This is a genomic window from Ruegeria sp. YKSF131, from assembly GCF_059612645.1.
This window is the reverse complement of record NZ_JBXWQZ010000013.1, coordinates 13,311-27,637: the sequence shown is the minus strand read 5'-3', so window position 1 is coordinate 27,637 and position 14,327 is coordinate 13,311. Positions and strand designations below refer to the sequence as shown.

Sequence of the window (14,327 nt, the reverse complement as noted above, 5' to 3'; positions counted from 1 at the left end):
CAGGTCACCTCTTATCGGGCACCTTCGTATTGGTCGCTGTCTGGGTCCGGGTCATTCAGTGCTGTCCAGGACGACATCATTTTTATATTCCTTGTCTTGTTTCACCTTGTGATGTTAGCGCAAACTGTGCCAGTGAAACCTGATGCCTTTGCAAAACTGGGTTTCTGTTGCCTCAGTATTGCGGCTTACAAATGGGAGGAGCAGGTGTATCTCGGTCTTGATTTGGGGACGTCAGGTCTTCGGGGAATTGTGGTCAGTGAAGACGGTGACGTCGTTGCCGAGGCCGAAGCGAGCGTGAACACATCGACACCGCATCCGGGCTGGTCAGAGCAGGAACCTGCGGATTGGGTTGAAGCGTGTCAAAAGGTCGTTGCCCAGTTGCAGGGGCAAAACAGCGCTGCGTTTTCGGCAGTGCGAGGCATAGGTCTGAGCGGGCATATGCATGGCGCAACGCTTCTGGACCGAAATGGTAGCGTATTGAGGCCCTGTGTCCTTTGGAACGACACAAGGTCTGCCCGTGAAGCTGCCGAACTGGATGCGCTTTCCGCGATGCGATCGATCACCGGAAACATCGTTTTTCCCGGCTTCACTGCGCCCAAGCTGGAATGGATGCGCAGGCATGAACCTGACGTTTTTGAAAAAACCTCCAAAGTCTTGCTCCCCAAAGACTATTTACGCTTCTGGCTGACCGGAGAATACATAAGTGAAATGTCCGACAGCGCGGGTACAGCGTGGTTGGACGTCGGACGTCGGAAATGGTCGGAAACAGCGCTTGAGCTCAGCCACATGCGCCGGGATCAGATGCCCGAACTGGTCGAAGGCAGCGCCGTCGGGGGCGAGCTGAGGGCGGAGATATTGCAGCACTGGGGCCTGACCGGACCCGTAGTCGTTGCGGGCGGGGCAGGCGACAACGCCGCGGCTGCCTGTGGTATAGGAAGTATCGCCGAAGGCAGCGGTTTTCTATCGCTGGGAACGTCGGGTGTGCTGCTGGTTGCCAAGGACAGTTACGCGCCCGCACCGGAAACGGCGGTTCACTGCTTCTGCCACGCGGTGCCGGACCACTGGATTCAAATGGGTGTCATCCTGTCGGCGACCAACAGTCTGAACTGGCTGTCCCGGAACCTCGGCCAATCCGTTGGTGCACTCGCATCGGCGTTGCCGGATACCGTCACCGGGCCGTCGAAGACCAAGTTCCTGCCATATCTGTCGGGGGAACGTACCCCTCATAATGACAGCGCTATCCGGGGGGCGTTTATGGGGCTGGATATTGCGTCGGATCCAGAGGATCTTGCACAGTCCGTGATGGAAGGTGTCTCGTTCGCGCTGCGAGATTGCCTTGAGGCCCTCAGGAGCACGGGAACCAAGCCTGAAAGCCTGATGGTCGTCGGTGGGGGCGCACGATCCCGTTTCTGGGTCGAGACGCTGGCAACTGTTCTGAACATCCCGCTTGCCTTGCCTAAAGGCAGTGAATTCGGAGCCGCCATAGGCGCGGCACGCCTTGCTGCCTGTGCAGTAAAAGATGCAGACCCGGCGGAACTCATGACATCGCCAGAAATCTCTGAAATTGTTCAGCCGCGCGCGGGGTTATTCGACGCCTATGAGGCTGAATATCAAAGATACCGCCAGTTTTATGCGGCACTATCCCCCTTGTCTGCGCCATGATGAAGGGCGTCACTTCCCTACCCATCGAACAGGTTGTTCTGGAAGATGGTGCGATGTCGGTTTCCCTGCTGAGCTATGGGGCGATCACACAAGGTTGGTGGATCGGTGAAACGCCCTTGATCCTGGGCTATCCAAACCCGCAGGAATATCTGACGGACCCATATTATCTGGGTGCAATCGTGGGTCGCGTCGCCAATCGGATCGGTGGCGCAAAGTTTAAAATGCAGGATGCCGCTTATCGCCTGACAGCGAATGAGGGGGAAAACACGCTGCATGGCGGTGCGCTCGGGCTGTCGCGCAGCCACTGGATTATCAGGAAGACTAAGCCGAACCGTGCGGTTCTTTCCTTGACGTCACCTGACGGCGATGATGGTTTTCCCGGAGAAATCAGGTTCGAGATTCATGTCAAGCTGGCTTTTCCACGGCTGACTTACACGATCACCGCATGGCCGGACCGGCCTACGCCGATCAGCATTGCGCAGCACAATTACTATACTCTTGGGCGCCAAAGCGGTATTCTTGACAGCCGGTTGGCCCTGAATTCAAAGCGGGTACTGGAACTGGACGACAGCTCCATTCCGACAGGCGTCGTGAATGAGATCGAAAACCAAGGGCTGGATTTCTCATCCGTGCGCGTTATCGGTGATGAGGGGCGTGGCCTTGACCACTACTTCGTGTTTGAAGAGGCGGGCAAATCAAATCGACCGGTTGCAACGGTTGAAACACCGTCAGGTTTGCGCATGAATGTTTACTCTGATCAGCCCGGCGCGCAGGTCTATTCCGCCGCGCACCTGTCTGATCCTTTCACGCCATGCGCAGGGCTTTGCATTGAGCCTTCCGGTTACACGGACGCTGTGAACCACCCCTTGTTTCCGTCCGTCATCTATTCTCCGGACAAACCCTATAAACAAGTTCTGACGTTGGAAATCTCAGGGGATCAGGTATGAGAGTTGGGATATCGGTGTATGCTCTGGCCTTTTGCGTGACACTGTCGGCGGCGCAGGCGCAGGACCTCGGGCCGCTTCCTCAATTTGTAGAACCGGACCTTGCCAAGGTCGAACTGGGACAGTTGCTGTTTTACGACCCGATCCTGTCGGGGAACAAAAACATCAGCTGCGCCACTTGTCATCATCCGAAACTGGGAACGTCAGACGCGCTGTCTCTGGGTATCGGTGAAGGCGGTGTGGGGCTGGGGGCAGCGCGCAGGCTTGATCAGGAAAACATGCCCGAGCAGCGCATTCCCCGAAATGCACCGGGGCTGTGGAACCTTGGGGCGCTGGAATTCACCACCTTCTTTCATGACGGGCGTCTTGAGGCAGACCCGTCACAGCCTGACGGGTTCAGAACGCCCTTGGGCACAGATATGAGGCCGGGCTTCCAATCTGCACTGGCCGCGCAAGCGATGTTCCCGGTCTTGTCGGCTGACGAAATGGCGGGCCACTATTCGGAAAACGAAGTGAGCAAAGCCGTACGTCTTGGTTTGCTGACCCAAAAGGATGGCGCATGGGATCTTATCGCGGCGCGTGTTGCCGCAATCCCGGAATACAGGACACGCTTTGACCAGCTCGCGCCCGGAGAAGAGATCACTTTTACCGCAATCGCCAATATCATTGCTGATTTCATCGCTTTTGAATGGCGCGCTGACAACAGCCTGTTTGATCGTGCGCTGCAAGGAAAAGAGGTGCTGCCCGAGCAGGCGCAAATGGGGCTCGACCTTTTTTACGGCAAGGCCGGGTGCAGCACCTGCCATTCCGGCTGGTTCCAGACGGATCATGGGTTTCATTCTATCGCCATGCCGCAAATCGGGCCGGGAAAAGCCGCCCGGTTCGAGAACCATGTTCGCGATGACGGGCGATTGCGTGTGACGGGCAATGCGGATGACGCCTTCACATTTCGCACGCCATCCTTGCGTAATGTAACCCTGACGGCACCCTATGGTCACAACGGAGCCTACGCGCGGCTTGAAGATGTTGTCCGTCATCATCTGGATCCGGTCGCAGCTTTGCGCAGCTACTCGATCGAAAAAGCAGCGTTGCCAGAGTTTCCGGGCGCGGAAGATCAAAAAGCCTTGCTCGACCCCACGTTGATCGAGGCGATTGCAGCGTCGAATGAACTGGCCCCAATCAGCCTGAGTGATGACGAGGTGAACGCCATTCTAAGTTTCCTCAGCACACTGGAAGACCCGGCAGTCCGGCTGGGTGTGCCTGCGCATGTGCCCAGCGGTTTGCCTGTTGATCAATGATCAGCGGTCGATGCGAAGCACCTGATTGCTTCTGAAGGGCTGCCAATCACCAACTGTGCCGTCTGGCCAGATAACCCGCAGCGCCAGTTCGTCCGCGTTGCCCAGGCCAAAGTGATGAAGCCCTGAGATGCCGCTTGCGTGACCGCCGCCAATGGTCACTTCCCGTGTTTGAATTCCGTCGGTGGTTTTGACCTCGATGAAGCTGCCGACAGCTGCGCGGTTGGAACGATCCTGGCCAAGATCAACCTGAACCCAGTTTCCAAGTTGTTGTTCGTTCTGAAATACTTCAAGCGCTGACCCGCGATTGACCACGACCAGATCAAGCGATCCATCCCCGTTCAGGTCCGCCAGGGCTCCACCGCGGGACTTGCCCATAGAGGCGACACCCGCCGCTGAGGCAGCCTCGAAAAACTGATCATCTGCGGATTGCAGCAACAGGTTGTTGGGGTCAGTTTGCGCTGCATCGGGCATCTGTTCGACATTGCCCTTGGCGACAAATATGTCGTCGCGCCCGTCGTTGTTGACGTCGCCGAACTGCGCATGCCAGCCGGTTGAGGGGCGGCCATCGCCACCAACATGCGGCCTGTGCGCCGTTGTTCCCCGGTCATAAGTCGCGTCGCGCCATGTCGGCCCCTCGGCAGTGGGATCAAAGATCTGAAACTTCTGGTCCCCCATCGAGGTCAGGTAAACATCCGGGAAGCCGTCCCCTGATATATCCCTTGATGCAATCCCCATGCCCCAGATCGAATAGGGCAGCCACCCATCTTCCGGCGCGTAAAGGCGTGGCGTGTCTTCCATAGCCCAAAGCTGCTCTTGCCCGCCGCGCACATAGTAATGGCGGTCGTTACTGACACGCAGGTCCGCGCGCCCGCTGCGCGCCCAGTCGGAAAATAGAATGGACAAGGAACAATGTCCCGGTGCCAGGTGGAGAGGTGGGCCATAGGCCGCCCCTTCGGGGCGATACAAAAGCGTCGGCCCGCAGGCTTCAAACGGGCCATCGGGGTTGGTTCGGTCGACATATGTTCCAAAAGCCAGTGTCGGCAGGGTTTGACCGCTTTCCCAAGTGGCGGAGAATCCGGTGGTCCAGTGATCCTGAGACTGGAAATTCAACGAGGTGAACGGTTCGAATGCGCAATTTGGTTTGCCACGCAACAAAACGTCTTCACCAACGCGCAATACTGCCAGGTCCACAAACCCGTCTCCATCGATATCCAGTGGGTAAGCGCCGGTCACGCCGGTCAGAGACAGTGCGCTTGGCGTTTCTGACCGAAAACTGACATTGGGTCCTGATGTGTTGACAAACAATTGAGCCGGATTAGTTCCTCCTGCGGCAAACAGCTCGGGCCGATCATCGCCGTTGCAGTCAAAAACGGCAACGCCTCCGCCGACGAAGTGCTCCCACCCGCCGTCGTAAACATGGCTGGGGACGTCGATGCTGTGAAACTGTGGCAGGCTGATGTCAGCCAAGGCGGCAGACGCTGTCGCTAGCAGGATCGTCAGTTCAACTCGCATTTTCCGCCAGTTCCCTGACTTTCAAAATCGAGACTTGTTCGATCCCATAGGCCGCCGCCCCTTTTGCCCACATTGAATCCCCCCAATGGTTTACGTTGATTTCAGGCAGCGGCGCGTCAACGCTGACAACACCGTTATTGATGCGGGTCATCACTGCGTCGGAATGCAGGTATTCAAAGCTGCCTCGGGTGCCGGACAGGATGATACATTCCGGATCGAACAGATTGATCAGGTTGGAAAGCCCCATTCCAAACATCTGACCAGCGCGCGACAAAACGGAAATGGACCGGGCATCACCGGATTGGGCAGCTGCGTGAATATCAGCAAGAGTGTGCGGGTCAGTAGCCTGGCTGGCAATGGTTGCCTCGCGGATCAGGGCATATTCCCCAACATAAGCTTCAAGGCATCCGCGCTGCCCGCACTGACATAACGCGCCATCCAGCTGAACTTTGACATGCCCGAATTCCGCACCGCAGCCGCGCTCGCCGCGATATAGCTTGCCATCCAACACAATGCCCAGACCAATGCCGTGTTCTATCGTGACAACCAGAAAGTTCTTCAACCCTTTGCCAAGCCCGAAAAGCTGTTCGGCCTTTGCAACCAGATTAGCGTCATTCTCGATGAACGCGGGGCAGGGGAGCACTTGAGACAGAAGCGGGCTCAGATCCACGTTGCGCACTGTCAGCGAAGATGACCAATGTACAAAGTTCCGCTCTGCGTCGACCAATCCGGCAATGCCTATGCAGACGCCGGAGACGTCTGTCAGGGACTTGCTTGCAGAGACGCAGGCCTGTTCCAGCGCCGCGCATATCTTTTTTGCAAACGCCTCCGGGGCCATCCGGGCCTCCTCCAGCGGATGAGTGTAAGAGGTGATCTCGGTGCCTTCAAAATCGACCAAGATGACTGAAATCTGGTGCCGGGCCACTTTTACACCGGCAATCAGGTGACATCCGCCATGCAGCTTCAGCAGCACACGTGGTCTGCCGCGGCGCGCGGATTTTGACGGTGTTTCGCTTTCGATTTCCTGAATCAGACCAGCTGAAAGCAGATCTGACGTTGCCGCCGTCACTGTCGCTGGGCTGGTCTCAAGCGCGCTTGCAATGTCGATCCGCGATATCGCGCCGGTCGACCGGATTTGTTCCAGTACACGCAAACGGGTGATGTTTCGTTGATCCGTAGCGTTTGAAGAAACCTTGCTTTTCAGCATCCTGCCCTCACGAATCTGGTGATTTCCTAAGCGTAAGCGGTTTTTCTTCTTTCCGGTAGCATAAATATTTTACTGACTGAAATAAATATGATACTCAGAATTGTGAGAGCCACGAATCATGAAGCGATGGCTCGATAAACCGGGAGGAAATCATGAAACGAATTCTCAGCGCTTCTGCTGTGGCCGTCCTGATGGGGACGGTTGCGTTTGCAGAAACCACGGTCGGTGTCAGCTGGTCGAACTTCCAGGAAGAGCGCTGGAAAACCGACGAAGCGGCGATCAAAGCCGCGCTTGAGGCAGGCGGTGCCGAGTATATTTCGGCAGATGCGCAATCGTCGTCGGCCAAGCAATTGTCGGATATTGAAAGCCTGATCGCCCAGGGTGTTGATGCGCTGATCATTCTGGCGCAGGATTCCCAGGCCATCGGTCCAGCTGTTCAGGCAGCGGCCGACGAAGGTATCCCAGTCATCGCTTATGACCGTTTGATCGAAGATGATCGGGCCTTCTACCTGACCTTTGACAATGTCGAAGTCGGTCGTATGCAGGCGCGCGCGGTGTTCGACGCGATGCCCAAGGGCAACTATGTGATGATCAAGGGCTCGCCAACCGACCCGAACGCGGATTTCCTGCGCGGTGGCCAACAGGAGATCATCCAGGGCGCTGTTGACAGTGGTGACATTGTGATCGTCGGCGAAGCCTATACCGATGGCTGGCTGCCTGCGAACGCGCAGCGCAACATGGAACAGATCCTGACGGCCAACGAAAACAAAGTCGATGCTGTGGTCGCGTCAAATGACGGAACTGCAGGCGGTGTTGTTGCTGCACTGACCGCACAAGGTATGGACGGCATTCCGGTGTCAGGTCAGGATGGCGACCATGCGGCGCTGAACCGGGTGGCCAAAGGCACACAAACCGTTTCGGTCTGGAAAGACGCACGTGAGCTGGGCAGAGCCGCAGGTGAAATTGCGGTCGCGCTGAGCGGTGGAACGGCTGCGGCAGACGTTGAAGGCGCGGTCAGCTGGACTTCGCCAGGTGGAACCGAGATGACGTCAGTCTTCCTGGCACCTGTGCCGATCACAAAAGACAACCTGTCCGTTGTGGTCGATGCTGGCTGGATTCCGCTGGAACACCTGTGCCAGGGCGTCGAAAACGGTCCTGCACCCTGTAACTAAGTCAAGTCTCCAAACCATAACGTCTCTGGCCCGCAAGGTCGGGCCAGAGACCATAGCTGAACATGAAAGATCGGATATGACCGAAACTTCGTCTCAGCCGGTACCCCAAAAAGCAAAGGCCAGCCTGTTCCAGCAACTGGAACTGGACATGCGGCTATTGGGCATGATCGGCGCCTTCATCATCCTGTGCATCGGCTTCAACATCGTAACGGATGGCCGTTTTCTGACGCCCAGAAACCTGTTCAACCTGTCGATTCAGACGGTCTCGGTCGCGATCATGGCCTGTGGCATGGTGTTCATTATCGTGATGCGCCACATTGATCTTTCGGTCGGCGCGCTGCTGGCGACCACATCCGCCGTCATGGCGATGACCCAGACCGAGCTTCTGCCGAACGTGCTGGGGCTAGGTTTGAATCACCCGGCCACCTGGGCAATCACTCTTGTTGTCGGCCTTGCAGTTGGAACCTTGATCGGCGCATTCCACGGTTGGATGGTCGGCTATCTGACCATACCGGCCTTTATCGTGACGCTTGGCGGTTTTCTGGTCTGGCGCAACGTCGCCTGGTACATGACCGATGGCCAGACTATCGGCCCGCTGGACAGCACCTTCCTGATATTTGGCGGAACCAACGGGACATTGGGAACAACGGTCAGCCTTCTGTTCGGCCTTGCCGCCACCGCTATTGCGGTTTGGGCGTTGTGGAGCGGTCGCCGCTCCAAGGCTGCCCATGGGTTTCCTGTGAAACCGGTTTGGGCTGAAACTACATTGGCGGGGATCATTGGCATCGCCATTATGGGCTATGTCTTGATCGTCAACAGCTACTCGATTCCCACCCGCAGGCTGGAACGTATGTTCGAAGCGCGTGGCGAGGCCCTGCCTGAGGGGCTTGTTGTGGGTTATGGTATCCCGATCTCGGTTCTGATCCTGATCCTTGTTGCGGTAACCTTGACTGTTGTGGCCCGCAAAACCCGCTTTGGCCGCTATATCTTTGCCACGGGGGGCAACCCGGATGCGGCGGAACTGTCGGGCATCAACACTCGCATGATGACCGTCAAGATCTTTGCCCTGATGGGGTTCCTGTGTGCGCTGTCGGCGGTCGTGGCTTCGGCCCGCTTGGCCAACCACTCGAACGATATCGGCACATTGGATGAGCTGCGCGTGATTGCTGCGGCCGTAATCGGCGGCACGGCGCTGTCCGGTGGTATCGGTACGATCTACGGCGCGATCCTTGGCGCGCTGATCATGCAGGCGCTTCAATCGGGCATGGCCATGGTTGGCGTGGACGCACCGTTTCAGAACATCGTCGTGGGCACCGTTCTGGTTTTGGCCGTCTATATCGACATCGTCTATCGCAAACGTCTGGGAGCGAAATGATGCAAGCACAAGAAACACAGAACCAAACTTCGGGCCGAGGGTCCGGCCAGCCTCCTCTTGTCGAAATGCGCGATATCTCGATTTCGTTCGGCGGCATCAAGGCGGTGGACCGTGTCTCGGTCGACTTGTACCCGGGCGAGGTTGTGGGCCTTCTGGGCCACAACGGGGCCGGTAAATCTACGCTGATCAAGGTGCTTTCGGGTGCCTATCAGAAGGACCACGGAGAGATCCTGATCGACGGCAAGAAGGTTGAGATCAACAACCCCCGCGATGCGCGTGCCAACAATATCGAGACGATCTACCAGACGTTAGCCTTGGCGGACAATCTGGATGCAAGTTCGAACCTTTTCCTGGGGCGGGAGATGGTCACGCCTTTCGGGTTGGTCAACGATGCCGCGATGGAGGCCGAATGCCGCAAGATCATGGCACAGCTGAACCCGAACTTTCAGAAGTTCAACGACCCGGTCTCGGCGCTATCCGGTGGTCAGCGGCAGTCGGTGGCCATAGCGCGTGCGGTATATTTCAATGCGCGCATCCTGATCATGGACGAGCCCACAGCCGCGCTTGGCCCGCACGAAACACAGATGGTGGCGGACCTGATCCAGCAGCTCAAGGCGCAAGGGATCGGAATTTTCCTGATCGACCACGATGTGCATGCAGTAATGGAGTTGTGCGACCGGGCTTCGGTCATGAAAAACGGGCAACTGGTTGGCACAGTCGACATCGCTGATGTCACGGATGACGATTTGCTGTCGATGATCATTCTGGGCAAGAAGCCCGGTGAAAAGACGGAATGAGGCAAAAGAGATGACGAGCGGTTTCTTTCAGGGGATCGAGCAGGTCCAATTCGAGGGCGAGAACAGTAAGAACCCGCTCGCATTCCGTCACTACAACCCGGACGAGATCGTGATGGGTAAGCGCATGGAGGATCACCTGCGTTTTGCCGTGGCGTGGTGGCACTCGTTTGCCTGGGAAGGCGGGGATCCGTTTGGTGGCTCGACTTTTGAACGCCCATGGCATCCGCAAGACGACATGGGCCGCGCCAAGATGAAGGCCGATATCGCCTTTGAGATGTTTCAGATCCTGGGACAGCCCTATTTCTGCTGGCATGACGCGGATATCCGCCCTGAGCATGGGAACTTCGCCGACAATCTGCGCACGCTGAATGAGATCACCGATTATATCGGTGAAAAGATGCAGGCATCCGGCACCAAGCTGTTGTGGGGAACGGCCAACATGTTCAGCCACCGTCGCTGGATGGGGGGTGCCAGCACCAACCCCGACCCCGACGTCTTTGCTTTCGCTGCCGCCACGGTGAAATCCTGTTTGGACGCGACCCACAAACTGGGCGGCGAGAACTATGTGCTTTGGGGTGGACGCGAGGGCTACGAGACGCTGCTCAATACCGACATGAAGGCCGAACTGGATCATATGGGCCAGTTCCTGAACATGGTGGTCGAGTACAAGCACAAGATCGGCTTCAAAGGCACGATCCTCGTCGAACCCAAACCGCAGGAGCCGTCCAAGCATCAATATGATTTCGATGCGGCAACCTGTATCGGTTTCCTGCGCAAGTACGGCCTCGAGGATGAGGTCAAGCTGAACCTGGAACAAGGGCACGCAATCCTGGCAGGACACAGTTTCGAACATGAGATCGCTGTTGCTGCGGCTGAGGGTATGCTTGGGTCCATCGACATGAACCGGAACGATTACCAGTCCGGGTGGGATACGGATCAGTTCCCCAACAACACGCCCGAAGTCGCGCTGGCTTATTACCACATCCTGAAAGCGGGCGGGTTTACCACGGGTGGCACCAACTTCGACGCTAAACTTCGCAGGCAATCCATCGACGCCGAAGACCTGATCGCTGCGCATGTGGGCGGGATGGATATCTGTGCCCGGGGCCTGAAAGCGGCAGCTGCGATGCTTGAAGATGGTGGTCTGGAACAGGCGCTGGCCGACCGGTATGCAGGCTGGAAAACGCCTAAAGCTCAGGCGATGCTAACCTCTGGCCTCGACGAGATTGCAGCGCGGGTGATTGCCGAAGACCTCAATCCTCAGCCACGCTCGGGGCGTCAGGAAGTGCTTGAGAATTACGTGAACCGCTTTGTGTGATTCCTGTCGGCTCAGCCTGAACTGAAATAATCGGTGTACAAAGCCCCGGAAACGCGTGAGTTTACTTAGGCGTTGCCCGGGGCTTTCCCTTGTCGAACGCAGTGGCATCATGGGCCCGTCTGGGTCGCGCAGATGGGACGACCAGAGTATTGGTGGAAAAATCATCAGGTAAGGCAATCTTTCTAAGTGGCAACCTGATGCTGCATGTGACGCGCATGTCGCTGACCACGAGCATTGGATTGATGGCGATCTTTGCTGTCGATTTTGTCGATATGGTCTTTATCTCGATGCTGGGCAACGACGCGCTGGCCGCAGCGGTAGGTTATGCCGGGACGCTGCTGTTTTTTACGAACGCCATCAATATCGGTCTGTCGATTTCTGCCGGGGCGCTGGTCGCGCGTGAGTTGGGCGGCGGGCGGGTCGAACAGGCAAGGCAATACGCGTCCAGTGTCGCCGTGCTGGGGCTGATCGTCGGGTTGGTAACCTCCGTTTTGGTGCTGCTGAACGTCAGCTTTCTGCTGTCGCTGCTTGGCGCAAAGGGCGAGGTTTTGCGGCTGGCGACGCGCTATGTGTCGATCATTCTGCCGACTATGTGGGTGATGTCGATTGCGATGGCGGCGATGGCTGTGCTGCGCGCCCACGGCGATGCGCGCCGATCAATGATGGCAACGATTTACGGCGGCGTTGTGAATGCAGTTCTTGACCCGATTTTGATATTTGCCGTTGGACTGGGGTTGGATGGGGCCGCGATAGCCTCAGTTCTGGCGCGGCTATGTATGTTGGGCGCAGCCTTATGGCCCGCGCTGCGGGTGCATCAGGGGTTTGCACGCCCATCGATGAAACAGGTGGCACAGGATTTTCGGCCCGTGCGGGCCATCGCAATCCCTGCTGTTCTGACGAACGTCGCCACGCCGATCGGGAATGCCATCGTTGTTCGGGAAATCGCGCAGTTCGGAACGGATGCAGTTGCGGGTATGGCGGTGATCGGGCGGCTGTTGCCGGTGGCGTTTTCGGTCATCTTTGCGCTGTCCGGCGCGATAGGGCCAATCATCGGGCAGAATTTCGGGGCAGAAAAATTTGATCGCGTGCGCACTGCGTTTCTGGCCGGGATCAAGTTCACCGCAATCTATGTTCTTTGCATGTCGGCTATTTTGTTTTTGCTGCGGTCCCCAATTGCAAATTTGTTCGCAGCCCAGGGGGAAACGCGCGTACTAATTTACTTGTTCTGTGGCCCGCTGGCATTGGCTTCTTTCTTCAACGGTGTGATTTTTGTGACAAATGCCAGTTTCAACAATCTAGGCCATCCGGTCTATTCCACGTGGATAAACTGGGGTCGTCACACCATTGGCACATGGGTGTTTGCCACAATTGGCTCACAAATCGCCGGGGCGTCGGGCGTTCTGTTGGGGCAGGCTTTTGGGGGCGTCATCTTTGCTGTCATAGGATGGGTTCTTGTCGCGCGCGTTGTTGCGCGGCTGGAACGCGTGCAATCGCCCGAGCCTTTTACCGATCAGGGGCGACTTCACTCGCTGTTCGGGCGTCGCGGCTGGTAAGCGATCAGGTCAGTTCCCCTGATTGCGCGCCTCCAGTCGTTCCAAGTTGACCACCGTTGACAGCATCAGGCGGTCATGGCTCCAATCCCGTGTCTGCTGGATTGAGGCCGACCCCAGAGCCAAAAGGGCGCCAAAGATCAGCGTCATGCCGAGGAACAATGCCGGCAAGGCGGGTACCGAAGGCTGAACATCGGTCAGTGCGATTACACGTTGCCGCAGTACGCGCTTTGCCTTGCCGCCTGTCACAAAAGCAACATTCAGAACGCGTGGGCTGTTGGTTGAGATTGTCCGGGCGCAATAGTCCAGCAGGCACGCCGTGTATTCCCGCGCATCAATCCGTTTGCGCGCAACAACCGACTGGTCACAGGCCAACTCGCGCAGCCGGCCGAATTGATACTTGAGCATCAGGTAGGCAGGGTTCCAGAACAAAAGCGGACGCAGCAGCTCAAACCCCAGTTCCCATTCCACATCACCAGTACGGATATGCTGAAACTCGTGAGCGAGCGCAAAACGCAACTCTCGCGGGGTGTCCAGCAAATGGCTAGGCAGAACGACGTGGCGGCGGCGAAGTCCGCGCACGGCGAACGGCACGGTGATGCGATCGGACAGGCGAATATCCACCTTGGCAGACCGCCGCCAAAGAAAACTGGAATTGACAGTCTGACGGATCGCCATTGCGTCCCGCAAGGCACGCGCGGCGTACACGGCAGCGACACAGGCAAGTATGGCGGCAACGAGGGTGATCACAGGTTGCTGTCCCGACAATGCAAGATCTACCCACCTTTCGCGAGTGTTCAGCAGTGCTTCAAACTGCGTCGCAGGCATTGCGATGTCACCGCGCAGATAGGCCGCAACAGCGATATCACCAAGGGCCACGGCACTGCCCGGCCAAGCGTAGGTCGTCAGCGACGACACGCAAACCGCCAGAAACGGGCTGGCAAGGACGCAGATGCACAGGGTCTTGAGGGCCCGCAACTGTACAACATAGCCATTGCGCAGTGCGGTGCGGCTTAGGGCCGTGCGGGTCATCAGCCAGATGACCGCCGAAAAGGCCAGCACGATGTTGAGTTCGATGAATGCGTCGAGAACCGGTCTAACCGCTGTCATTTTGCAGTCTCCTCTCTACCAGTGCTCGAATTTCCTCCAGGTCGGCTTCGCTCAGCCCCGCGTCGTCGACCAGCCGCGCCACCAGTGTGGCGGGGGTGTCGTCAAAAAGCGTGCGCGACAGATTTTGCAGCGAACGGGCCTGATATCTGTCCTTTTCCAGAAGCGGCGTATAGATCAGGGTTTTTCCCGACTTTTGGCTTTCCACAAAACCCTTCTCGTCCAGAATGCGCAGGATCGTGGCCCCGGATGTATAGGCCAGGTTGCGTTCTGACGGCAGGCGGTCCAGGACATCACGCACCGAGCCTTGCCCGAGGGCCCAGAGCTCGTTCATGAACTCCAGTTCGACCTCGGTCAGCAGATTTGTCGTCTTTTTCTTTCGCAT

The 14,327-nt window shown here is 57.4% G+C and carries 12 protein-coding genes; 8 read left to right on the top strand and 4 right to left on the bottom strand.

From position 1 onward, the window contains the following. The first annotated feature begins 204 nt into the window (after window positions 1–204). Genes xylB through AC2FLZ_RS06645 form a run of 3 tightly spaced genes read left to right on the top strand, consistent with a single transcriptional unit; the run spans window position 205 to window position 3,904 of the window. Complete coding sequence (gene xylB, locus AC2FLZ_RS06655; RefSeq protein WP_480554612.1) at window positions 205–1,662, top strand: xylulokinase; 1,458 nt, start codon at window positions 205–207, stop codon at window positions 1,660–1,662. Further along, window positions 1,662–2,609: an aldose epimerase family protein gene (locus AC2FLZ_RS06650; protein WP_480624285.1), complete on the top strand. Its 948-nt coding sequence runs from the start codon at window positions 1,662–1,664 to the stop codon at window positions 2,607–2,609. The genes xylB and AC2FLZ_RS06650 overlap by 1 nt, the downstream gene beginning before the upstream one ends. Beyond that, window positions 2,606–3,904, top strand: coding sequence for a cytochrome-c peroxidase (locus AC2FLZ_RS06645; RefSeq protein WP_480604073.1), 1,299 nt, complete (start codon window positions 2,606–2,608; stop codon window positions 3,902–3,904). The genes AC2FLZ_RS06650 and AC2FLZ_RS06645 overlap by 4 nt, the downstream gene beginning before the upstream one ends. On the opposite strand, the gene AC2FLZ_RS06640 is transcribed toward AC2FLZ_RS06645, so the two are convergent. Both AC2FLZ_RS06640 and AC2FLZ_RS06635 read right to left on the bottom strand, forming a co-directional pair. Next, window positions 3,905–5,416, bottom strand: coding sequence for a CRTAC1 family protein (locus AC2FLZ_RS06640; RefSeq protein ID WP_496714553.1), 1,512 nt, complete (start codon window positions 5,414–5,416; stop codon window positions 3,905–3,907). Next, window positions 5,406–6,623: an ROK family transcriptional regulator gene (locus AC2FLZ_RS06635; RefSeq protein WP_480493513.1), complete on the bottom strand. Its 1,218-nt coding sequence runs from the start codon at window positions 6,621–6,623 to the stop codon at window positions 5,406–5,408. Before AC2FLZ_RS06635 ends, AC2FLZ_RS06640 begins: the two co-directional genes overlap by 11 nt. A 152-nt stretch (window positions 6,624–6,775) precedes the next feature. On the opposite strand from AC2FLZ_RS06635, the gene xylF reads away from it, so the two are divergent. From xylF to AC2FLZ_RS06610, 5 genes are all read left to right on the top strand, one after another. Further along, entirely contained in the window at window positions 6,776–7,795 is a 1,020-nt protein-coding gene (xylF, locus tag AC2FLZ_RS06630; protein WP_480516501.1) for a D-xylose ABC transporter substrate-binding protein, read from the top strand. Window positions 7,796–7,871: 76 nt separating this feature from the next. Then, on the top strand, window positions 7,872–9,170 hold the full coding sequence (locus tag AC2FLZ_RS06625) for a sugar ABC transporter permease (RefSeq protein WP_480476360.1): 1,299 nt from the start codon (window positions 7,872–7,874) through the stop codon (window positions 9,168–9,170). Next, the gene (locus AC2FLZ_RS06620) at window positions 9,170–9,967 is read left to right on the top strand and encodes an ATP-binding cassette domain-containing protein (RefSeq protein WP_209504341.1); all 798 of its coding nucleotides are present in this window, start codon (window positions 9,170–9,172) and stop codon (window positions 9,965–9,967) included. Before AC2FLZ_RS06625 ends, AC2FLZ_RS06620 begins: the two co-directional genes overlap by 1 nt. 10 nt (window positions 9,968–9,977) lie before the next feature. Then, window positions 9,978–11,285: a xylose isomerase gene (xylA, locus tag AC2FLZ_RS06615; RefSeq protein WP_496881972.1), complete on the top strand. Its 1,308-nt coding sequence runs from the start codon at window positions 9,978–9,980 to the stop codon at window positions 11,283–11,285. 89 nt (window positions 11,286–11,374) lie between these two features. After that, window positions 11,375–12,838 (top strand): MATE family efflux transporter, encoded by a 1,464-nt coding sequence (locus AC2FLZ_RS06610; RefSeq protein ID WP_496881971.1) that lies wholly within the window; start codon window positions 11,375–11,377, stop codon window positions 12,836–12,838. A gap of 9 nt (window positions 12,839–12,847) precedes the next feature. Here AC2FLZ_RS06610 and AC2FLZ_RS06605 read toward each other — a convergent pair whose 3' ends face one another. Together AC2FLZ_RS06605 and AC2FLZ_RS06600 are read right to left on the bottom strand one after the other, a co-directional pair. After that, the gene (locus tag AC2FLZ_RS06605; RefSeq protein ID WP_480554620.1) at window positions 12,848–13,945 is read right to left on the bottom strand and encodes a M56 family metallopeptidase; all 1,098 of its coding nucleotides are present in this window, start codon (window positions 13,943–13,945) and stop codon (window positions 12,848–12,850) included. Further along, complete coding sequence (locus tag AC2FLZ_RS06600; RefSeq protein ID WP_480476368.1) at window positions 13,932–14,327, bottom strand: BlaI/MecI/CopY family transcriptional regulator; 396 nt, start codon at window positions 14,325–14,327, stop codon at window positions 13,932–13,934. Before AC2FLZ_RS06600 ends, AC2FLZ_RS06605 begins: the two co-directional genes overlap by 14 nt.